This window comes from Roseivirga seohaensis, assembly GCF_001592945.1.
GTDB classification, from domain to species: domain Bacteria; phylum Bacteroidota; class Bacteroidia; order Cytophagales; family Cyclobacteriaceae; genus Roseivirga; species Roseivirga seohaensis.
In genome coordinates this window covers 444,634-467,937 of sequence record NZ_LRPB01000048.1, presented here as the reverse complement: position 1 = coordinate 467,937, position 23,304 = coordinate 444,634, and the positions used below count along the sequence as shown (strand labels likewise).

Here is a 23,304-nt window from a genome sequence, read left to right as displayed (position 1 = left end):
CTGACAGGGCTTCTTTTTGGTCATTGCGAGCCTGTTAATGCTATTTGTAGAAGTGCCGATTACGCGAAGCAATCTCTCCTTTCAAATTACAGAAACGGCTGTTTTAAGACTGCTTGGTTTAAGGAATCCACTTAATGTCTTTAAAGTTGGGTTTACGCTTTTCTAAGAAAGCATTTCTACCCTCTTTAGCTTCGTCTGTCATATAAGCAAGCCTTGTGGCTTCTCCAGCAAATACCTGTTGCCCCACCATGCCGTCATCCGTCAAGTTCATGGCGAACTTTAACATTTTGATGGAAGTTGGCGATTTTTCTAGAATCTCTTGCGCCCATTGGTAAGCGGTGTCCTCCAGCTCGTCATGCGGAATCACGGCATTCACCATTCCCATATCAAAAGCATCTTGAGCAGAGTAATTTCTTCCTAAAAAGAAGATTTCTCTCGCCTTTTTCTGGCCTACCATTTTAGCCAAATAAGCTGATCCGTAACCGCCATCAAAACTGGTGACATCGGCATCGGTTTGCTTGAAAATGGCATGTTCTTTACTGGCCAAAGTAAGATCACAAACCGTGTGGAGGCTATGTCCACCACCAACAGCCCAGCCTGGCACCACGGCAATCACTACTTTCGACATAAAACGGATTAAACGCTGAACTTCCAGAATATTCAACCTTGGCATTCCATCGTCATCTACATAGCCTTGGTGCCCTCTCGCGTTTTGGTCGCCACCGCTGCAAAATGCCCAGCCACCATCTTTGGGCGATGGCCCTTCTCCTGAAAGTAAAACCACTCCAATGGAAGTGTCTTCGCGGGCATCCAAAAAAGCATCAAAAAGTTCTGCTACAGTTTTAGGTCGAAAAGCATTGCGCACTTCTGGGCGATTGAAGGCAATTCTAGCTACACCATCGCCTGATTTTTTATAGGTGATGTCTTGATATTCTTTAACGGTAGTCCAATTGGGTGTATTCATAACGCTTTATTTCTTGCTAATATAAAATTTTTGATTGTGAGGCTGATTCAAACATCATCCTGAAAATATTTTTTTTCGGCTACAAAAGTGCCAAAGGGAAGGAGTGAAGCCAGTAATGACAGAAATGTAACTCCAATAGACCATTGTTTTTGTTTGGCTACAATCAGTACCCATAAACAGTAACTCACAAATAAGACCCCATGGGCTAAGCCTACGGGGTGGGTGGGTTCAGGAATATTGAAAATGTATTTTAAGGGTACGCAAATTCCTAACAGAAGTAAATAGCTTATTCCTTCTAAAATGGCGAGTAAACGTAGTGTTTTTAAGTGGCTCATTGGGCTGAATCCTTTTGCTGCGAAGATAAGCAATGTAGTATTTGGCCTTATGCTTTATCTCTCTTTTTTGGCTATGAAGTCGAGTAAGTTGTAATAATTCTAAATGTACTGGCGCTGTAATGTATATACCGTATAATAACTTTATGCTATTTTTTTACAGCCGAAAGTAGTAGTATTAGCCACGTATTCCCTTTTTGGAATGAAAAACGATATTAAAATGAACTCAATGAAAAAGAAACTTGCATCAGTGATAGCCGCTGTGGTCATTTTGGCTGGCAGTACGAGCATTTTGAAAGCGCAGGATAAGCTGAAAAGCATGCCTGGTTATGATCAATACCAGAAGATAGCTCCTCAAATTAGATCATCCGTTGTTCCGGGTAGTCTCTTCGTTCAGTGGAGTGACGATGGATCGTCTTTTGAATATACAAAGGATGGTAAAAGATACCGTTACGATGTTAAAAAGAAAAAGGCTACGGAAATCGAAATGCCTGAGCCAGCCTCAAGAGGCAGAGGTTTTAGCCGTGGCCCAGCCAGAGGTAGACAATTTCCTTCGGCAGATTCTCCTGATGGTAAACTAAAGGCCTTTACCAAGGACAGAAACATGTACTTGAGTAACCCTGATGGCAGCAATGTAATTGCCATAACTACAGATGGTAGTGCTGAAAACCAAATCAAATACGGTATTGCTACTTGGGTTTATGGTGAAGAGCTTGGTCAGCGTACTGCTATGTGGTGGTCGCCTGATAGCAAGAAAATTGCTTTCTACAAATTTGACGAGAAGAATGCTCAGAAATATTACGTGCTTTTAGATCAATTAAAGCTATACGATTCTCTTGAGGTAATGTCATACCCTAAAGTAGGTGCCGACAACTTACCTGTGGATTTAATGGTGTATGATGTAGACACCAAGCAAATGAAGAAATTGGATGTTCGTGACGGTAAACCATTTAATGATGGTGCTGTAGGAACTTACCTTTATGGCATGGATTGGACGCCTGATGGAAAGGAATTGCTTTTCCACAGTACCAACCGTAAGCAAGACATCATGGAATACCGTGCGGCTGACCCGGTTACAGGAAAATCTAGAGTTGTAGTTCGCGAAGAGTGGTTGCCAAGTTTTACTAAAAATACGCCTGAAATTAGAGTGCTGGAAGACGGGAAACGTTTCGTTTGGGCCTCTGAGCGTACAGGTTTCAACAACTATTACCTATACAATTTCGATGGTACTTTAATCAATGCCATTACAAACCATCCTTTTGAAGTAGCTAACATTGTTAAGATAGACGAGAAAGCTGGCGAAATGTATTACATGGCCAGAAGTGGTGAAAACCACATGAAAATGCAATTGCACCGAGTGAAGTTAGACGGCACAAAAGACACTCGTTTAACTGACCCTAAATTTAACCATAGCGTAAATATTTCTCCTGACGGTAAGTATTTTGTGGATGTTGCTCAAACGCATAACATTGCACCTTTTACCAACTTGGTTGATTCAAAAGGTAAAATAGTTGCTGAATTGGCTCAAAGCGATTTGACTAAATTCAATGAATTAGGATTGAAAAAAGCAGAGGTATTTACCTTCACTTCAGCTGACGGGGTTACTGAGTTACACGGTATGATTCATTTCCCTTCTAACTTCGACCCTAACAAGAAATACCCTACACTTTTGGCTAACTATGGTGGTCCGGCTACAAACGAATTCTCTGAGAATTTCTCCCTTCCAAGCCCGTTGACTGAGTACGGATTTTTGATCGTTAGTATTGATGGTAGAAACGTGAGAGGTAGAGGTAAGAGATTACTTGATCAACTTTATGGTCACCTAGGAATCGTAGAGCAAGATGACTTTGCGGAAGGTATTAAGTCACTTTATAACCGCCCTTACTTCGATAAGAATAGAGTAGGTGTTTACGGAACTTCTTATGGAGGAACTACGGCTGCAATGAGTTTATTGAGATTCCCAGATGTATACCAAGCGGCTGTTGCAAATTCAGCAGTTGCGGACTGGGTTTTTTATGATAACATCTATACGGAGCGTTACATGAACCTTCTAGAGGACAATAAAGCGGGTTATGATAACTTCAGATTAGCTAAGTATGCGCCAAACTTGAAAGGTGAATTGATGATTTATTACGGAACGGCTGACAATAACGTGCACCCTTCTAACTCAATGCAATTGATCAAAGCTTTACAAGATGCAGGCAAGAGCTTCGAAGTTCAAGTAGGGCCAGATAGAGGTCATACTGCAGTAAACACAGAGCGAATGATGGAGTTCTTTATTCGCCATTTAGTAATCGATAGCGAAAACAAGTTGAAGATAGAGCGTAAGTAAAATTACTTTCTAAAAGAAGAATTGAGAGCAGTGCCATACGGTACTGCTCTTTTTTTATGCTGTAGCTTAATTGAGTAATTGAGAAATAAGTGATACACTGAAAATTGTGAGCATAAACCAGCCGATAAAGCCTTCAATAATTGCTAAGTAGCGGGGGAGACCTTTGATAGGGATTTCGCCAAAGCCTAAAGTAGTGAAGGCATTAATGCTTAACATAAGTGCATTAAGTACACGTATAGAAAGATCGAAACCAACGCCAATCACTAGGTAGGTGCCAATTTGTATATTTTTCCAACGCTTTTGAGATGGGCTAAGCGTATGCCATTTACCACTGAGAATGTCTGTGGTTTTAAGAAAACTACTGGTCAGTTTTGTGCTTACCATGGCTATGTTATACACCGGTTTAGACCATGCAATGAAAAACTTAGGTAGTTCGAGTCTCCCATCTTCAATGCGTTTTTTGAAAGCTTCATACTCACTAAGTTCTTTCTTTTTTTCTACCAGATAGATATCGTTCATGCCTTCTTTACTCCGCAGATATTTTTGGAAGAAATCAAAACGATGAAGGATTCTATGCTTACCCTGCTCGTCCCAGCTGTTGGGGAAAAAGAGATAAACTAAGGCAAATAGAATAACCACGTTTACCGAAAAAACTATTGCTTTCGAGGGCTCAGTTCCGTAATCAGAAAACACCTTAAGGAACTGATTCACTTTCCACTTAAAGAAAGTGTTAAAAGAAGGGTCTTGAGAATAGAGGTAAGCAAGACGCTCAGTTTCCATGTTTTTAATGCCAATGTAAACTGTATTTACATCTTCCAAATCGTGTTGGGCCTTATACAAATCAAGAAGTTTGCCTCTCAATTTTACTTCTTGCTTATATGACTTTCCAAATTGAACGATCTCATTTTTATAATTGGTCAGAATGCTGTTATTGGCTTCAAAACTAATGAAGCTACTCATTTTAACAGAATCTGAAAGTGTGTTGAAATAGTCGTTATAGCCTTGTGAAGAGATCAGTTGATTGCCCCATTGTGACCATTCAAAAGTGCTGCTGGTGGTTAAATCATCAAAATCCAACAATACATGATTGTTGAATGTGTTTTCTTCTAAAATGGAAGTGTTGAGTTCCATCGAGCCTAAAACCTTTAATTCAGCAATCCAATCTCCAAAGTTGTTTCCAGAAATATCTACTTGGTCAGTTAAATTTCCTGTAATGGTTACTCTGCCTTGATCGTAGAAAGTACAATTTTTAACAGTAACAGATACTACCGAAATGCCATTGAACCTAGAGCCCCTACCTTCTTTAGACCCCCAGATTTCAGAGTTTTCAATCCTAATTCTAGAACGCATTTTCTCATCTGTGGTACCCAAATCCATGTTTACACTCTTTTTCAACTTACTGTTGGTTACCGTTACTGCTAAGTTTATCGCACGACTATTTCTATCCAGCAATTCTATGGTTTTGGCCATTGATTCTGTCGACATAATGGTTAGTCTTCCTTCAAAAGTGCAGTTCATAAAGTGCACTGATGAAGTGTTGCGGAGCATCACGTTCTTGTTGAATTGTATATGGTGCAAAGCACTGGGCTGTCGTCTGTCTGGGGCATCAAAATGCACATTGGTAAGCTGTAATTCCTTGTTTACATAAATTGAATCAGAGTTATCGAAGGTGTTTACCGAACTTCCTGGGAAACTTGTATAACTAAAGCGGTTATCGATGCCTTGGGCATATTTGATAATCGCATTTTCGAGCCTAAAAACAGAGTCACTAGAGTTTTCTATCATTTCGAAAAACTCGGAATAAGTGTAATTCTTAAACTCATTGGTTTGAGAAAACAAATACTGGGAGGCCGACAGAAATAAAATCAATAAGAAGATTGATCGATAACGAGAAGGGGCTTGCATACTGTGGTTTAAGGTTGTACTGCTATGTGAAAAGTTAAGGAATATACTGAAAACAGCGGCCGAATCAATATTGGGTTGTTTTTTAGACGGGCGTAGGGTGCTGTAGTTTAATGGTAACCTCCACTTTAGTTCTTATTTCCAAATTAAATTTTGATTAAAAGCAAAAAGTAAATTGATAATTTGGTGTGTTTTTTCGCTACTAGCAATGTTCTTTTTAAACACCTTATTTCCCTCACACGCTTTTGGGCGCCTATTTACCACCGTATTTATTGGTATTGAAACGCCCGATACAGACAGCTTTAAACCCGCCCTTAAACATGAGAATAACCGAACACCTTCTGGGAGATAATGAGAAGTATATTAAATGGTATCAGGCTAGCTAGTTCACTTTAAAGAGAAATTGAAATAGAAATGGAGTCTTCGGACTCCTTTTTTTATGTAAATAACCAAGCCCAATAAACTAAAAAACCCTGCAGAGGAAGCCTTACCCACAGGGCAATTATGTACCATGTCTTTTTTACTTTGTTCGTTTGGAGCATATGGATATTGGCAGGAAAAACGCCAATGAGTACGGCTATAATTCCCCAAGCACCAATTTCTTGAGTAGAAGGAAAGAGGAGTAATGTACCGAAAACGATTTCGAAAACACCACTCAAATATACTAAGGGCAAATGGTAGGGAAGATACCTCGGCATAATCCTGAGGTAGGCCTTGGGTTTGACAAAATGCATAATGCCAGCTAAAATGTACATGGCACTCATGATATAAAGTGAAGTATTCTCCATGAGGGAATGGTTTAGCTGTTCAATATAAGTCAATTCGATTTGAGAACCCTACATATTAATATTGGGGTACTTAATTACTTATAAAGTCTACCAGAGGCATAGTCAATTCCAGCGCTAGAAATATTGTATTTAGACACTAGAGCAATGGCTTTGAGTCGGGCTTCTATCAAACTAGATTCGCGGGAATTGACTAAGAAAAGAGAACTCTCGCCTATATTAAATTTGATTCTTTCTCCTTCAAGTAAGCTACTGTAGTTGCTTACCGCATCTCTATATATATCTACCTGTTTTCTTAATGCAACATGTTCATTAAAGTAACTCAGTACTTTATTTTCTATTTCCAACTGTTTTTGTCGTTGCCCAAAGGTGGTATTCTCTATTTTGTACTTGGCCAATTGCAGGTTGCCACGTTGTTCTCTTAAAAAAACAGGTAAGCTAAATTCAATACCCCATTTGTAGTTTTGGCTCGAAACATTATTCAGGAAATTGTCTCCTACAGGTTCGCTTAGAAAATTATAGTTCAGGTTGAGTTTTGGTTTTATTTTCTCTGCTTTCAATTTTCTTTCAATTTCTAATGATGACAGCTTGAATTGATAAATCTGCATGTCGGGATGAGCATTAGGTACAGCATTAACAAAGGCTTGTAAAGTATCAAAGGAGGTGGTGTTACTCAACTCAATTTCATCGAAAAGCGGAGGTCTGAGTTCGTCAGTAATCTCTAAAGGAGTATTGTTTTCAAACCATAAGTAGTTTGAAAGTTCGAGCGTAGCATTTTGGTAAGCAAGTTTATACTCGTTACGGGCTAGTTCTCTATTTTGAACCTGAATTTTAGCTTCTAGTGTGTCTATTGCAGGTTTGTCGCCAAGTAAATAGCTGTTTTTTACTGCTGTAAAACGTGTGACGGCCAAGGTCACAGATTCTTCATAAACTTGATATTCATTATAGGCTTGTACCCATTTCCAATACTGTTTTATAGCATCAAAGTAAAGTTCGTTCATCAGTGCCCTTTGCTCTGCCGCTGAGGATGAAGCAAATACTTTAGCTTTTTGCAGTTCGGCCCTTCTTTGGTCAATAAACAAACCTTGGCCCAACGAAACTGAAACACCACCATACCAAAGACCTCCATTTGGCACTTTGTTTTCTGGATTTAGGTATACACCTCTGTTTTGGTCAAATCCAGTTTTAAACTCCAGACCATACCATGTTGGAATTTTTAAACCGCTATTCAGAATGCTGTAATATTCTTTGTCGTCAAATTGCTTTTGATCTAGGTTGGCGAATAATTTAGGGTCGAAGCCACCACGGGCGGCCCTAACTGAACTTTCTCCTTGTTGAATTAATAGTTTGCCTTGTTGCGCAATAGGGTGATAGTTTTCTATGTACCAAAGAAGTTGATCTTGGGTAAATATTGAACGCTCTTCTTGACCCTGAACAAAATGGAAGCCGATTGAAAGTAATAAGATGGTTTTTATCAATCTATTCATTACTTCTTTTTTGAGCTTTTATCAGTACTGTTTTCGGTTACATAGTAGTCTGCTGGAAAACCATTGAGCTTACGCCACAGTTCATACCATATAGGTACATCTTTTAATAAGGCCATTCCATTAGCGCCAGAACCCACCCGCAAACCTTCTGGCCAAGGTTCATCACTTGGGTCTGGGGCTACTAAAACCCTATACTGACCATTTGCACTTGTGAAATTGTCTATGGCTACTACATTTCCTCCGAACGTTCCGTACGACAGGTTTGGCCAACCAGAAAAAGCAATAGACGGCCAGCCATCGAAGATGAAACGTATCGGTTGACCTTCTCTAATGAGCGGTAGGTCCATTGGTTTTATATAAAGTGAAACGGCCAAGTCATAATCTGATGGCATAATTGTCAAAAGTTGCTCACCTTCTTTTAAGGTTTCTCCTATACCAGATTTAATGGTTTCTGTAATGTATCCGTTTTGTGGAGCCGTAATGTAATGCATACCCATTCTAACAGAATAGTTCTTATACTGATTCTCCATTTTCGATACCGTAGCCTCAGTATCAAATTTATTCGACATGGCTGTGAATTTTTCAGATTCTGTTTTGGCAATTTTATCTTGGTATTGGGTCTCAATAGAGTTAACCTCAACTTGAGCATTTATCAGTTCATTTCTGCTGCTGAGTAATTTGTTTTCGGCACTAATTTTTTTGGCTTGGGTTTCTTGAAGCTTTAATCGAGATTTTTCCAGATCGGTAAGTGATTTCAAACCACTTTCATAAAGTTGTTCCATCCTTTTTAATTGATTCTCGGCTATTGCATTGTTTGTTTTAGAAGCTTGAAAATCAATGCTATCTGACTGGATTTTGAGCTCAATTTGTCGAATGTAGTTTTTCGCTTGCTCAAGCTTAAGCTCCTTGGTTCTTAACAAAGCTTCTAACTGATTGTCTAAAGCATTTATTTTTCCTGAATAGGAATTCAAGCTAGAAGATTTCGAAGTAATTTGTTCTTGGGTTCTAGACAAAAGTTCAGGATCGAAATAGTCGTCTTTTACTTCTGATATGTATAAAATGGTATCTCCCTTATTTACATAATTGCCTTCCCTCACATACCATTTTTCTATTCTACCACTAATAATTGAGTTTACTGTTTGCGGACGTTGATCGGGCTGCAAAGTAGTTACCACACCAGTTGACCTAATGTTCTGTGTCCATGGTAAAAACAAGGCCAGTATAAATAGTGCAAAGAATATGGCAACAAGCCTAGTAAAGATTTTACCAGCATAATAATCTTTTACCATGGCAAACGATCGGAATTTTGATGTTTCAACCTTCCCCTCAATTTTGTTTGGACTGATGTTTAGCATGCTATGATTATTTTTTAGAAAAAATGTTTGAATACCATGGGTAAGTCGTCATTGATGATACCGTACCCTTTGCAATAATTTCTCCCTTTTCCATCACAATGGTTCGGTCAAATTTGTCTGCTACAAATGGGTCGTTTGAAACCGCTATTACTGTCCATTGCTGGCTAAGAAGGAAGTCCAAGAATGAAGCCTTATCTTTCTCATTCAGTTGATTAAAATTGTCTTCTAGTAGAATCATTTTAAAATTTCCGGCAATACTTCTGGCCAACATTATTCTTAGAATTATGCTTTGCGGTAGGTTTCGGCCTTCGGGTAACAAGGTAGTGTAATAGCCCTGTGGAATGGCATCTACAAAATCTTTGAGTCCCACAATTTCTGCTACTTGCTGAACGCGACTCATTGTAATTTCAGGTTTTCCTAATGAGATGTTTTCAAAAAGAGTTGCATTGAAAATGTCGCCACGCGTAAGGTTATCGCCAATAAGTTTATGGAAATCTGCTTTACACCAACTTGTTAATGGTACGCCTTGGCTTGAAATTGAACCACTGTATTCATCGTATAAACCAGAAACAACATGTAGAAGCAAAGATTTTCCCGAACCGTTATAGCCTGATAAACATATCTTTTCACCTGCTTCAATACTTAGGTTTACATTTTTGATAGTGTCTTCTTTCAGGTAACTGAACCTGTAACCTAAATTGGTGATGTTTATAGAAAGGCCTTGATCGTCCGATGTATCTGCTGTAGTACCACTGTCGCTGTCAAGCGGAATGTCTGTTACATTTCCTATTTTTTCAATTGAAGTAAGCACATCATAAATGGTTTCCATGCTCAGAATTAGCTTTTCAACTGAGTTTAAAACCAAAATGATAATGATTTCAGCCGCTACAAATTGGCCAATGTTCATTTGCTGGTTAATCACCAAAAGACCACCGATTAAAAGTAAACCAGCGGTAACCAATACTTTAAAGCCTACCAGATTAATGTATTGAGTAAGTAGGGTTTTAAAATGGGCTTTTCTGGAGGTCAGGTAACCTTCAACAACATCATCGGTTTTAGATAAGGGTAGAGGCGACTGACCCGCCAGCTTAAAGGTTTCCATGGCGCGGGCCAACTCTTCTAACCAGTGCGCAACCATATACTTGTTTTTGGATTCTATGATGCTGGTTTTAAGTCCTTTTGGTGCAGTAAAACGAAATATTAAATATACTACAACCACCAAAAGCAATCCGAACATGATAAAAAACGGATGGTATAGCGAAAGTAAAATCAGGCCAAAAACTACCTGCAACGATGCACTCGAAAAATCGATTAATATTTTTGATAGCCCTTTTTGAACCGATAAGGTATCGAAAAAACGATTGGCCAACTCAGGGATATAGGCATTCTTAATGGATTCCATTTTCATTCTAGGAATACGGTAGGCAAATTCAAAAGCAGATCGAGTGAATATTTTCTGCTGAATATTTTCCGTAATAGTGAGTTGCATAATTTGCATTACACCTGAGGCTATTACCCCAACAATTACGAAAATCACTAAAATAAACCATGAGGTAGATACTTGGCCACCACTAATAAGGTTGATGATCGCTTGAATTCCTAAGGGTAATGAAAGTGTGATAACGCCATTAAAGAGTGCATAAACATATACACTCATAATTTCACGCTTATCCACTTTAAGCATGTTTAAAAACCTTTTTACAGGAGAGATACTTATTGCAGGGTTCATGGTGTGTTGTTTTGCTGTATGGTTGAAATGGCCATGTCGGTATAAAACTGTGTTAAAATTGATGAGTCACCAGAAATATCTGTTAGAGTAGGAAGGTGCTCGGCAAAGTATTTTTGATCTTGAATACCTTCTATAATTGTTGAGGTGAGGGTACTGGCAAAACCAAAATTCGGATTTAATTCTTTTATAATTTCACTAATGCGAATCACCATGCGTTTGTAACCTGCATAGAAGCCCTCCTTATTGGCATCGTCTACCTGCTTGGTAAGGTATGCTTTAGATGATTCTGAAATTACGATTTTGTTAAGCAAGCCCAGATTGATATGACCAAACATTTCATTATCGGGAATGTCTTTTGATATCACCTTTATTGCTGCTTTCAACCTTTCTTCGGCAGACGAAATATTAGCAGTTGAAAATACTAAGTGATATTCTAACCAGCCCCAGTACCAAGAAGTAAGGTATAAAAGTAGTTTGTGCTTGCTTTCGAAATAACGGTAGATTGAGCTTTCGGTAGTTTCTAGTTGAGTAGCTAACTTTCTGAATGTAAAGCTTTCAAGCCCCATCTCAACAATCAGTTCGATACTTTTGGCGATAATTTTTTTTCCAAGTTCAGATGAATTCGGGTCTTTTAAAAAGACTTTCTCATTCACTTGGATTTGCATTTGGCTAATTAAATTATTCATATCGCCTAAACCTAACGCCTACTTTCAGAAAAGGTTTAAATACTTTTGAAATAAAAATTAAAATAAACTTTTTCAGTAGTAATACTTTTAATATTGCGAACTCACATGATTGAAAAGAGCTTTCTGTTTTTAGGGAAGAACATAAAAAAAGCAGCTCAACCTTTCGGCTGAGCTGCTTCATTAACTCTTATTTCAAACAGACTACTTATTTGTTTTCAGTGAATTCACTTCCCATTTGTTATTTCCTCTTTCTACATCGGCCATTCTACCAGAAGGGTCAATTTCAATTGAAGCAATGTCAGCCATTGGTCTGTCAATTGTGAAATCATAAGTAGGGCTTACCCATGCCCAGTCAGGGTGCACAATTCTTTTGTCTTGAGTTTCAGCTGGTTTTTCGCCACGCATCATTCTCAAGGCCATGTAGTGTACTTCTTTTGTGCCATCTTTATAGGTTACAACCACATCCATTGGCATTGGCATCATACCAACTCTTTCTAGTGTAACGTTGGTTTTATTGCCTTCACCTTTTACTTCTTTCACTCCATAATCGATTGATTTTGTAGTGTATACAAAGTATTCATTGTACCAATCTAACTCTAAGCCCGAAACTTTTTCGAAAGATCTCAAAACATCGTTTGGATTTGGGTGTTTAAACTTCCAATCTTCAAAATAGGTAAGTAAACCTTTGTCTAAGTTTTTCTCACCAATTACATAGCCCAATTGGCTCATCCAAGCAGCTCCTTTTCCATATGCAGAACTACTATATGCTCCATTGAGGTTGTAATGGTCTGAGTGTGTGCTCAAAGGCTCTTCTCTTCCGCTTTTCGATAAACCTACATAGCTTCTTTGACCAGAGTTATTACCTAAGTTTTCGAGGGTTACTTCTGGCTCAGATTCGCCTTTAGTTTTACGGTTAATGTAATCCATAATTCTAGTTGAAGCATATGAAGCAAAACCTTCGTCCATCCAAGGGTGAAGCGCTTCGTTACTGCCTAAAATACCATGATACCAATCGTGCATTGCTTCATGAACGGTTACGCCTATTAAGCTTCCTCTTGAGCCTGTAATCAAAGTAGACATTGGGTATTCCATACCTCCATCTCCGCCTTGAATTACTGAGAATTGCTTGTAAGGGTATTTACCAAAGTGTTTGCTCGCATACTCAAATAACATTTCTGTTTGAGGCATTACTTTATTCCAGTTTTCTTCATTCTGACCTTTTTTGTGGATGAAATGAAGTTCCAAACCGTCTTTTGTAGTCAATTTTTTGTGTGTATAATCAGGGTCAGCAGCCCACATGAAATCATGAACATTTGGCGCTACAAAATGCCAAGTAAGCTTTCCGTTTTCAACTTTCTGATTCACGGTTTCTCCCTCGTTTTCGTATCCATGCCCAATCTCTAGAGGGTTTTGTAAATAACCAGTACCGCCAATTAAATAATCTTTGTCGATCTTGATTTTTACATCAAAGTTACCCCAAACACCATAAAACTCGCGGCCAATGTATTCATCAGCATGCCAGCCTTGGTAATCGTATTCAGCCATTTTAGGGAACCATTGCGCCATAGAGTAGCGTACGCCTTCGGCATTATCACGTCCTGTTCTTCTAATTTGAACTGGAACTTGTGCTTCAAATTCCATATCAAAATCAACAGTGCTTCCTGGGGCGATTGGTTGGTCAAGTTGAACTTCTAAAACCGTTCCTACCACTTCGTATTTTACAGGCTTACCGTTTAGTTTTAAAGATTTGATTTTTTGGTAGCCGATTTCATCTTCTTTCAAATTGAAAATTCTATCTCTTACTCTTCTATCTGGATCGGCAATAGTTCTTGATCTAACATCCATCATACTTCCGGGTTGGAAGGCATTAAAATAGAGGTGATAGAAAACTTGATCTAAGGCATCTGGAGAATTGTTAGTGTATTTCACATTCTGAACGCCCTGAAACCTGTTAGTTTTCACGTCCATATCAATTTCCATTTTGTATTCAATGGCTTGTTGCCATCGCTCATTGTCGGGCTTTGTTGCCGCAGGTCCGTTTCCTTGAGAACAGGCCTGTAAGCTAAACATTAGCAAGGCCATGGAAAGGAAGTAACTTCCAATTTTTTTCGTCATCGTCTTTTAAGTTTAAAGATGTAAAGTATTAAACGGATGCCAGCAGTCCAAAACAATATTTTCGAGTGGTAGGATTTATAGTTTCAGGAGTAAACAGAATTGAAATTTGGTAGGATGCAATTTACGAACTTAAACCGTTTTGTCGGGCTTAGTTTAATTTATACCGTACCTGAAATTTAACCTCTGTCCGTTTATTTCCATTAATCGTTTCTAGTCCTGTTCCAATTTCGTTTCGGTCGTAATAAGTAGTTCTGGCAATTCTTGCCCAAAGGTCCATTTTTCTGAATGCTTTATACTGAACAAGTAGGTAGTTTCTAATGCCTTTGCCACTGTACGCTGGAATTGAAAACGCATAGAGTACATCGCGTTCATATGCGTATTGTCTGTTTTGGCTTCCTTCTGTGTCGAATAGCGCCATTCTTGCACTTAAAATCCAGTCACCATTTTTATAAACGGCATCTTGAATAAAAGCATAGCCCATTGTTTTTTCAGTAATCAGGCGGTATTCGCTGAATTGTACTCGTGATTTAAAACTAAACCGAATGCCCGAGGCATATTCCAGGTTAATGAGGTACTGATCTTTTCGCCCTGAAGCAATAATATTGTTGTTCAAAGTTTCACTACTCACATTGGTGTCTTTAAACTCTCGTCTAAATTGGCCATATAGCTTTATTCTGCTGCCAGGGTTATAATTTAGCCTAAGCAAATAATCATGACCATTAGAAGGCGCGTCAACCCGAAACCTTAACCACGGGAAATGGTATGTGTCATAATAAGCAGTGAGGTAGAATTTTCGATTCAGGGTGTATTTGATACCCCAATAAACGCCTTTTTCGTTTATGTTACGGCTTCCTTCGGCAAATGAGGTTCCACGAAAAGTGTGGAAATTCTTTTGGTAAGATCGAAGCACCATAGCAAATTCGACACGAGGAGTTAAGCTGGTTGTAAAGCCACCAACAGCACCAATTCCTCCACTTTTAGAGATGGCACTTTCGCCAAAAAGCAGAAAATGCTTCCATTGGTATTTTCCATATACCCCCATGTTCAGGTTGGATTGGCCTTTGAATTCAAAATTATTGTAGGGTTTGTCGCTACGTAAAATTGGGGTCGAGAAATGGTTGGTACTTGCGATAAAGCCTGCTTCGGTGCGGTCGTTTGGTCGGTAATTAAGATTCATTCCCAAAACAGTTTCGCCTACCTGTTTTTTGTTGGCCAATTCTGTTGGCGTTCGGTGCATTCCGGTAAGTTGTATGGCAGAAAAATAGGATTCGAAATCTTCATTATTTCCGCCTGTTTGAAGATTGGCGTCTTGTTTTAAATTAGATATAAAAGCGGTGGCTGTCAGCTTTTTATTCAAAGTATAACTGGCTGCTGTTCCTCTTAAAAAGCCACCTTCCAAAACTGAAGTATAAGGCTTGATTCCTAATGTAACTCGGTTGGCTGTATTTACTGTTTCAGAGCCTTTTCCAACCCCAAATCCAGCACCAAATATTAAGCCCTGCCCAAATTGTAATTGGTAGTCTCCAACAATTAATTTTTGCCATTTGCCTTGATTTTCGAGCATAAAATGGGCCGACCAGAAATCGCTGAAATAGGTTTTGCTTTTTGGGTTCCAATAAAATTGTTCTCCTGCGTCTTTTTCTGTGGTAAACCCAATGCTAAAATCATTGGGTTTAGAAACTCGATACCGGAGGTAAAATTTGTCTGCCGAGCCAGCATAACGCGAATCATCAGGAGATTCTTTTGGGCTGTTGCCTTTCTTTTGGTTTAAGATTCGTTCGTAGCGAGAAATGAGATAATTATTTCGTTCTTCTAAAATTCGCTGCAAAAGCGGACGATCATCTACTAGGGCATCTTTAGAATCAACTGTTACAAAAGGCTTTAAGCGTTCTATAGTTGAAAAATCAAAACCCTCGATTACCTGTAGTTCATAAAGTGTAATCAGCTTTCCTTTTTCTAAGATATAATTTTGCAGGTTTTGAATTTGAATACTGGAAAGTACATATAAACTCTGTAACTCGTAAGTGTTAGCGGTATTGAGGTTTAACGGGTTTTGATAAAGAGTAAGCAAAGTCTCATAGAGGTCTTCATAATTAATGTCTTCGTCCTGAAGGTTGAAGAGTTCTTCAATAAATAATTCTAGATCAAATTGTTCTTCTTTTTGTGCTAGTGTTTTTCCTTCACAAAGAAGTAAAGCCGTAAGCGCTAATATGAATACTCGAGCCCGCTTCATTACTCATTGATTTGGAAGGTTAAACCGAAGTTGTGAGTGTGGCCTAATTTTCTGTCAATTCGAATTCCGTAATCCAAACCAAAACGACTGAGTTGTAAACCTGCTCCAAACGAATGGGTGTTGGTTAAGGTTGAAAAGCCCGTTCTGGCTTTTACTTTTTCTATGACTTGGTACTCCAAACCTAACTTTAAGTCTGGGTCAAGGTCAATGTCTTTTTCGCCTTCAATTACCAAAGTGATTTCTTCAGAAGGCTTATAAGCAATGCCTAAATTAATTACTGTAGGTACTTTTTCTCGATTATCTGCTGCAATTGAAGACTGGGTGAAATTATAAATGTGCGCGCCAAAAGTGAGTTGAGGAGTGAGGTCAGCTACTACACCAATGTCTGAAAGCAGGGTGCTTTTACTTCCGAAACCCTCGATGTTATATTGTAAATAATTCAACTTTACACCTAGTCGAATAATACCGGTTTTTCTGGCAAAAGAGAGACTGGCCATTTGGCTATTGAAAATATCATCGCCAAAACTGAATACTGAAAAGCCCATACTACCCAAACTAGTAGGCATGGCAACACCAGCCGAAACAGTATTGAAAGGTGCAAAATCGAAAATAGTTTTGTAGGCAAATAGTGCGGTAAGTTGCTCTGTTTCAGTTAGGCCCGCTGGATTATTGAATATGGACCAATTATCGTGAAATACAGAAGATACTCCACCCATACCGAGGGCTCGTGGCCCCACAGGTGCTCTGCTGGCTAATTGAGCAGAGGTATTGAAGGAAAAGCAAAGTGCGATTAAAAGAGTATATACAATCTTCACAGACTAAAAATACAATATTTGGAATAAATCCTATAAATATGTTTTACAAAATTGAGGAGGTGAATATTTGATTTTTACACTACAGTGCCGACATGAAGTTGACAAAGAACCCTGTTTGCCTTTCTCTATTCACGCTGAACTCAAAACGGACTACAAAGTCGTAATAAGTAACAATGTCGAGGCCGAGACCAGCGCTGTACATTAATTCTTTATTGTAGAAATTATTAGTGGTAGAACGAATGGCTTCACCAGCATAGCCCATGTCTACAAATGCTTTAAGGTAAAAAGCATAAGGCATGGTTCTAAATTGATCGATCAGGCTTCTTCTGTTCAGTTCTTGAATACCCGAAAGAAATTTGTATTTGAATTCGCTTCGGTTTGATACAAAGGCTTTACTTTCAACTACATAGCGTTCGTAGCCTCGAATAAAATCTGGTTTATAGCCAAAGCCAGAACGGAGCATATAAGGGATTTCGTCACTAAAGTTATAGTATCCTTCAAGTGAATTAGCTAAGTATAATTTTCCTCCTAAATCAAAAAAGTTACTGGTTGAGCCACGGACAGAAAACATATTTAGGTCATTGAAAATACCTAAACCATAGTTGCTGACTTCGCCTCTAAACAGGTTGCCAGAAAGGGGGTAGGCGAAGTAATCGCGGTTGTCCCAAGAGTACACATAACTTAAGCGAAAGTATTTCTGCAACTGTTCTCCATTCTGAAAATAGTCGGGGTTGGCATTGGTGATAAGCTCGCTAACACTTGCTCGGCTAAAGCCCGCATCAATGGAATGCCTGCTGTAAAAAGATGGACGATAAGTAAGTGTTCCGCTAGAAGAAAAAATTCTACGGTTAATGTCGTCCGACTGTTCAAATTGTAGTCGATGCCCATCGGTGTTGGTGGCAACCGTTTTGTTATTTGCGAAGCTGGTTCGTAGTGTAAGCCCTAAGGTTTGTGATTTATTGATATACGGTCGCTGATATTGTAATTCGTACTGCTTTGTAAAGCCGAATTGCGACCTGAAAATTAGTTTGTCGTTATAGCCTGTTAGGTTGAAATGATAAAGTTGAACTCCATAATTCACCCTTGAGAAATCACGCTTTTGATTCACCCACCATTCTGTGAAGTTCCTGTCGGCAAGCTTAAAAATAGGTAATGGAAAAATATACCAACGCTCTTGCAGTCGAATAAGAATATCGACTTGAGTGTCGGACATAAAAAGAGGGACAACTTCAACAATAACAAATAGTCGCGTATTGATTAGCTTTTGCTGACTTAAAACAATCGATTGGCTGAATTCTCTAGCACTAATTTGTTGGCCTTCAACAAAATCTAGCTCTCTAAGAATAATTTCAGCTTTCGTTTTTTTATTTCCTGTAATGTAGATTTTTCCAACATTGATAGTCACAGAACCCAAACTGTCTTCAACAGAAGTGTTTTGCCCAAAACCATTTAGACTGAAAATCAACAGAAGGAATAAAATTATTCCGCCCTTTAAGCCTTTTTTTACCTTAATGTCGATCACTCTTTTTTCTTGCTTACAACCATAGAGCGGATTAAAACAAAGAATCCGATAAGCACCAAAGGAATACTCAATAGTTGTCCCATATTGTATTTCATTCCTTCTTCAAAAGCCACTTGGTTTTCTTTGAAAGTTTCATGAAAAACACGTAGCCCAAAAATCCAGATAAGGAAGATTCCTAAGAGTAAGCCTTCTGGCGTTCGTTCTTTGTATTTGAGCCAAAGCGCCAGTAAAATAAAGAATAATATGAGGGATGTTGCCGACTCATATAGCTGAGCAGGGTATCGAACAATTCCATAAGTATGGATTGTAGCAGCCCACTGCCTACCAATAGGTGTTAACTCATAATTCAAAGGAGTTCCTAGTGGTTCTTGATAATGCTCATTAACGGGGTAGCGCGTAAGCATGGGTTTGAACTCGCGTTCTATTTTTGCTCTTATTTCTTGCTCTGTGCTGCTTGTACCTTCAAAAGTTACATAAATATCTACTGGTACGATACCAGGTTCTAAATCTTCTGTGCTTGTGCCTTTAGAAGCTTCGGCACGGTCCACACCGTTAATGCCATCTTCAAAATACATTTCGGCAATGCGCCCAAATACTACCCCTTGGTCGGTTCCTGTTGGTTTTCCTACAATTTCGGAGTTCACAAAATTGCCCATTCGAATAAAAACTGCGGCTAGAGCCACAGTAATTACAATTCTATCTACAATCCAGAGATAACTCTGGCCGGCTTTTTTCTGTTTTTTGAATTTGAGTGGAGGAAACCAACCAACTGTTATGAAGTAATTTCTGTATAGGAAAAGGGCTGCTAAAATCCCAAAAGCTGCACCATGGCTAGCTAAACCGCCTTCCCAAGTTCTAATGAACATTGATGGATCGGCTAAAAAGCGATCGGGTTCGTAAAATAATAAATGCCCCAAACGAGCACCAATTATGGTGGCCAATACCATATGTACGGTAAGTGTATCTACGTTAAGCGGGTCTTTACCTTCTTTTTTGAAAATATAGACCATGATTTGATAGCCTATAATAAAGCCAAGTGCAAAAAGTACACTGTACCAAACGGGCGGTTGAATTCCCCTGATGATTTCTTTCATGGGATCCCAAACGATGTAGGAGAGTATTGTCAAATGGTGCATACAGCAAAGATATAGGAATTAGGAAAAGGTGAAGGTTTTAGAATGGATAAACGTCAATATTTTGAGGAAAGGTATTTGAAGGAACTAAATTATGATGGGCGCTTGAAGTTAATGTTTATGAAAATCAGTTTGATATATTTTTATTGTTAAATAAAATGAGTTTTGTTTTGGCTAAGTATAATTGTTATTTTCCTGAATAAATTGAAATTATGAAAGCGTTTTTCACTTTACTCTTATCAGTTCTTTCGGTTGCTCATCTCAATGCTCAATCTTCTTTGCCTAGCTCTATAAAGGGTAATTGGTTTTTGGTAGATGGCTCCAATACACTTGAATTAAGGGTTTCAGATAATTATATGATGTATGAATCAGATTTCTGGAGCTTCAAAGATCCTAGTAAGAAAGGCAAAGAATGGCATGTTAATCTTTCTCAACCAGGAAAAGCAAGACAAATCATAATAAGAGAGGTTGGTGATTTTTTGATTTTGGAGGACGGAAGAATTATTAAACGATTGAGTAAAAATAAATTGGGTGATGAACGTCAGAGAATGCCTAACCAACATGTTTGGCAAGATGACTTTTTCAAAAGTAGTCAAGTAACCCTTTCTGGTGTGGTAAAACCTAAAGGCGAAATGCCCTTAACGGCTTCCGTTATTTATAATCATGCCTTTAGCTCTGGGCAACAAAAGTTTACGGTGAATGTAGATGAACAGGGACGATTCAAAATATTTTTCCCTTTAGATAATCCACAAGATATAATGTTTAGGGTGGGAGAGGTCTTTACTATGTTTTTAGCCGAGCCCGATAGCAAAATGGCAGTATTTGTAGATGAAGAAAAAGCAGTTAGCGGTATTGATGGTTGGTATGCAGAATCTCCAATTTCGTTTATGGGAGCTTTGGCAAAGGAAAACGAGGAGCTGAGAGTGGTAAAGCCAAAGTATATGAAGGTGAGAAACTACTTTGAGAACGATAGTTTGCAAAAGGCTTTGGAGCCCATGGAATATTTAGAGTACCGCTTAGATTTACTAAAAGAGCATCAGAATTTTTATCAGAATTACTTTAGTGAAAATATCCCAAGCCGAATAGTAAAAGAATACAGCGAGCGAAATATCAATCTGTATGCAGCAAATGATTTAATGAGGTATCGCTGGTTACATGGCGCAGATAACGGTGCTTTAACTCCAATTGATTTACCTGAGGCTTATGAGGCAAAAGTTAAAGAAATGATAGATGACGAGCCTTTGAATATGCTTGCTGGAGAGTTTGGTGATTTAATGCGAGAGTTTTCGATGGCCATGATGCCTAAAGAGAGAGAGGCAATGCACGATTACAGAATTGAGCAGGTTTATGGTTTTTTGAAGTCTAAAATTATTTCTGAAACCGGAAGGGCTGAGATTGAGGAATGGAAAATTGAAGAGAAAAAAAGAGAAAAACATTTTGGCTATGTTAAGCTAAGCGACCCATTAAAAGCCAGAACAGAAGAGTTTTCAAAAGAACTTTTAGAATTAAACCAAAAAATTACTTGGGATGATTTGTTAATGAGGATCGACAAGTTAGACCCAATGTCTAAATCTAGTATCATCGCTACTTATATAGATGAGAGCTACTTTAGTCGAGGAAATGAGCTTCCTCAAGTAATATGGGGTAAAGTGAAAACCTTAAACTTGAATAGTACAGCCAGAAGTGTGCTAGAACGTAAGTATAGCGACTTTGTGATTTTGAAGGATAAGAAGTTTGTCAACGGAATAGAAATAGTTGATTCAGAAGGTGATGTGCTAAGTCAACTGAAAAAAACTTACCCAGGTAAAGTGGTTTATATAGATGTTTGGGCTACTTGGTGTGGGCCATGCATCACGGAGTTTTCTCACTTACCAGAAATCAAGGCCAATTTTAAAGAGGATGATAATGTGGTTTTTGTTTACTTAGGTGCCCAATCTGAAAAGAAATCATGGGAGACTATGGTGAAAAAGCATGAGCTAAAGGGAGAGAATTTCTTTTTAGATGACGCCCAATATGCCAAGTTTGATCAGGCTGTAAACATTACTGGCTTCCCTACTTATATGGTAATTACAAAAGAAGGCAAGCTGATAAGAGAAGGGATTAAAAGACCTAGCGCTAAAAAAGAACTTGTTGAACAGCTCAAAGGATTCGCAAAGCGTTAATCAATTCATTGTTTCAATTTGCTTGAGAAGTTCATCTGCTTCAGCTGTTTTTAAATCACTAGCTCTACGGTTGGTGTGCGAAAGCTTGTAGGCTTCATCAATAAGTTTTTTGTATTTGGCCTGAAGCTTTTCCTTTTCTGTTTTCCTTGAAAATAATCCCATGATTGAAATAACAGTAATTGAAAGAGAATGTTTAACGATTTACTTCATCAATTAATTCTCCCTTTTCGTACACTTCTATTCTGATGAGTTTTCCGTTTTTCGCGTAGATGTTCCAGCCATCTTCTTTTATGCCATTCTCTAATTTTCCAGTACTCAATTTGCGACCTCTTTCATCAAAGAATGTCCAATTACCATTTGGGAGCCCGTTTTTGTAAGGTCCTTCAGAGAATTTAGTCCCATCAGGGTAATAGCCAATTTTAATTCCTTCTCCATTGATTATCGTGCCTGAGCTGTGCTTGTCACCGTCATCGTCTGTAAATTCAGATACTTTCATGAGCTTTCCTTTGTCGTAGGTTTCTTCTAGCATCGGTGAACCATCTTCATGAAAATAGCCCCAAAGCCCGTCTTTTTCACCAGTCAAATAACTTCCAATAGATGATAATTGTCCGCTTTCATGATAAGTGAACCATTGGCCTTGCTGTTTTCCTAATCGGTAATCGCCTTCAGAAATCAGTTTTCCTCGTGGACTAAAGCTTTTCCAATTCCCAATCCTTAGATCGTTCTTGTAGCTTCCAAATTCTGAAATCATACCATTATCGTGGTAGTATTTCCACACGCCTTCCCTAAGACCTAACTTAAAATCACCTGTTTCTGCTACCACTTTATTGTCGTAGTAGGCGGTAAAAGTACTGTCAATAAAACCCAATCTATATCGGCTTTCACTTGCCACTTGGCCATTTGAATACCACTCTTTAGAAGTGCCAATTGGTTTATCGTCTACATATGTAATTTGACTTGCCATTCTGCCACTTTCATGAAAAGTTGTCCAGGTCCCCGTTTTCTTACCCTTGTCATAATACTCTTTGATCGAAGGTGAGAATTCACTGAATTCATAATACAACCACTCTCCATCTCTTTCACCATAAACAAACTGGCCTTTTTCAATAACAATAGCCCCATCGTATTTAACCCAATCACCGTTGAGGTAACCTTCTTTGTAATTGGTTTCAATCATTAGTGAACCAAAAGGATCGTATTGCTGAAATGGCCCATCGAGCTTACCTTTTTTGTATTGACTTTTGATTTGAAGGGCACCATTGTCATAATAACTATTCCATACTCCGGTTTTTAAGCCGTTTTCAAACTCACCTTTTTCATATAGTTGGCCAGAACCATAATATGAAGACCATGTGCCATTAAGTTTACCTGATGTATAATTGGTGATGACTGTTGATTTTCCTTCTTCATTAAAAAGTACATAAGCTCCATTTAAGACGTTGTTGTCGTACTTGAGTCTGGCCCTTTCCTGTCGGTCTAGAAAGATCATCCATGCCCCAGCTTTTTTACCTTCAACATAATAGCCTCTTTGTAGAAAACTACTGTCTGCATTGTACATGGTCCAAAGTCCATCACGTTTGCCTTCTTTGGTTTTTCCTTCTTTCTTCAGTGTAGGGTCGTCAGAGGGGAATATTAGTTCATAGCTTTCCTCTTGAGCAAAGCCTGAAAGGCTGAACACTGTAAAAAATAAACTTGAAAGTATGAATTGACGAAAGCGCATAGAACGTATATCGGATTGCATGCAATTGGGTT

At 38.6% G+C, this 23,304-nt stretch carries 17 protein-coding genes; 2 read left to right on the top strand and 15 right to left on the bottom strand.

What is annotated here, in order from left to right; all coding sequences use genetic code 11:
• Window positions 1-118: 118 nt before the first annotated feature.
• Together AWW67_RS16590 and AWW67_RS16585 are read right to left on the bottom strand one after the other, a co-directional pair.
• Entirely contained in the window at window positions 119-964 is an 846-nt protein-coding gene (locus AWW67_RS16590) for a 1,4-dihydroxy-2-naphthoyl-CoA synthase (RefSeq protein WP_053223067.1), read from the bottom strand.
• A 47-nt stretch (window positions 965-1,011) separates the two neighbouring features.
• Window positions 1,012-1,299, bottom strand: coding sequence for a DUF3817 domain-containing protein (locus AWW67_RS16585; RefSeq protein WP_053223068.1), 288 nt, complete (start codon window positions 1,297-1,299; stop codon window positions 1,012-1,014).
• A 226-nt stretch (window positions 1,300-1,525) separates the two neighbouring features.
• On the opposite strand from AWW67_RS16585, the gene AWW67_RS16580 reads away from it, so the two are divergent.
• On the top strand, window positions 1,526-3,628 hold the full coding sequence (locus AWW67_RS16580; RefSeq protein ID WP_082794083.1) for a S9 family peptidase: 2,103 nt from the start codon (window positions 1,526-1,528) through the stop codon (window positions 3,626-3,628).
• A gap of 66 nt (window positions 3,629-3,694) precedes the next feature.
• Here the strand turns inward: AWW67_RS16580 and AWW67_RS16575 are convergent, their stop codons facing one another.
• The 11 genes from AWW67_RS16575 to AWW67_RS16520 all read right to left on the bottom strand — a co-directional run bounded on the left by AWW67_RS16575 (window position 3,695) and on the right by AWW67_RS16520 (window position 19,393).
• The gene (locus AWW67_RS16575) at window positions 3,695-5,533 is read right to left on the bottom strand and encodes a potassium channel family protein (RefSeq protein ID WP_062303088.1); all 1,839 of its coding nucleotides are present in this window, start codon (window positions 5,531-5,533) and stop codon (window positions 3,695-3,697) included.
• Between the two features lie 434 nt (window positions 5,534-5,967).
• Window positions 5,968-6,318 carry a DoxX family protein gene (locus tag AWW67_RS16570; protein ID WP_062303087.1) on the bottom strand — a complete coding sequence of 117 codons (351 nt, stop codon included), beginning with the start codon at window positions 6,316-6,318 and terminating at the stop codon, window positions 5,968-5,970.
• A gap of 74 nt (window positions 6,319-6,392) precedes the next feature.
• Window positions 6,393-7,802 (bottom strand): TolC family protein, encoded by a 1,410-nt coding sequence (locus tag AWW67_RS16565; protein ID WP_062303085.1) that lies wholly within the window; start codon window positions 7,800-7,802, stop codon window positions 6,393-6,395.
• Entirely contained in the window at window positions 7,802-9,157 is a 1,356-nt protein-coding gene (locus AWW67_RS16560) for an HlyD family secretion protein (RefSeq protein WP_062303084.1), read from the bottom strand. Before AWW67_RS16560 ends, AWW67_RS16565 begins: the two co-directional genes overlap by 1 nt.
• Window positions 9,158-9,164: 7 nt before the next feature.
• Window positions 9,165-10,886, bottom strand: a complete 1,722-nt coding sequence (locus AWW67_RS16555) for a peptidase domain-containing ABC transporter (RefSeq protein ID WP_062303082.1) — start codon at window positions 10,884-10,886, stop codon at window positions 9,165-9,167.
• Window positions 10,883-11,572, bottom strand: a complete 690-nt coding sequence (locus AWW67_RS16550) for a TetR/AcrR family transcriptional regulator (RefSeq protein WP_062303081.1) — start codon at window positions 11,570-11,572, stop codon at window positions 10,883-10,885. Before AWW67_RS16550 ends, AWW67_RS16555 begins: the two co-directional genes overlap by 4 nt.
• A 201-nt stretch (window positions 11,573-11,773) precedes the next feature.
• The gene (locus tag AWW67_RS16540; protein WP_082794073.1) at window positions 11,774-13,687 is read right to left on the bottom strand and encodes a M1 family metallopeptidase; all 1,914 of its coding nucleotides are present in this window, start codon (window positions 13,685-13,687) and stop codon (window positions 11,774-11,776) included.
• 148 nt (window positions 13,688-13,835) lie between these two features.
• Window positions 13,836-15,920: a ComEA family DNA-binding protein gene (locus AWW67_RS16535; RefSeq protein WP_062303078.1), complete on the bottom strand. Its 2,085-nt coding sequence runs from the start codon at window positions 15,918-15,920 to the stop codon at window positions 13,836-13,838.
• Complete coding sequence (locus tag AWW67_RS16530) at window positions 15,920-16,735, bottom strand: PorV/PorQ family protein (protein WP_062303076.1); 816 nt, start codon at window positions 16,733-16,735, stop codon at window positions 15,920-15,922. The genes AWW67_RS16535 and AWW67_RS16530 overlap by 1 nt, the downstream gene beginning before the upstream one ends.
• 79 nt (window positions 16,736-16,814) lie before the next feature.
• The gene (locus tag AWW67_RS16525; protein WP_062303075.1) at window positions 16,815-18,257 is read right to left on the bottom strand and encodes a BamA/TamA family outer membrane protein; all 1,443 of its coding nucleotides are present in this window, start codon (window positions 18,255-18,257) and stop codon (window positions 16,815-16,817) included.
• Window positions 18,254-19,393, bottom strand: coding sequence for a prolipoprotein diacylglyceryl transferase (locus AWW67_RS16520; protein ID WP_071387161.1), 1,140 nt, complete (start codon window positions 19,391-19,393; stop codon window positions 18,254-18,256). Before AWW67_RS16520 ends, AWW67_RS16525 begins: the two co-directional genes overlap by 4 nt.
• Before the next feature lie 209 nt (window positions 19,394-19,602).
• Between AWW67_RS16520 and AWW67_RS16515 the strand changes: the two genes are divergently transcribed.
• The gene (locus AWW67_RS16515) at window positions 19,603-21,552 is read left to right on the top strand and encodes a TlpA family protein disulfide reductase (protein ID WP_062303072.1); all 1,950 of its coding nucleotides are present in this window, start codon (window positions 19,603-19,605) and stop codon (window positions 21,550-21,552) included.
• On the opposite strand, the gene AWW67_RS18910 is transcribed toward AWW67_RS16515, so the two are convergent.
• Both AWW67_RS18910 and AWW67_RS16510 read right to left on the bottom strand, forming a co-directional pair.
• Window positions 21,553-21,714 (bottom strand): Lacal_2735 family protein, encoded by a 162-nt coding sequence (locus AWW67_RS18910; protein WP_311316228.1) that lies wholly within the window; start codon window positions 21,712-21,714, stop codon window positions 21,553-21,555.
• Window positions 21,715-21,745: 31 nt separating this feature from the next.
• Window positions 21,746-23,293 carry a toxin-antitoxin system YwqK family antitoxin gene (locus AWW67_RS16510; protein ID WP_176700066.1) on the bottom strand — a complete coding sequence of 516 codons (1,548 nt, stop codon included), beginning with the start codon at window positions 23,291-23,293 and terminating at the stop codon, window positions 21,746-21,748.
• Window positions 23,294-23,304: the final 11 nt, after the last annotated feature.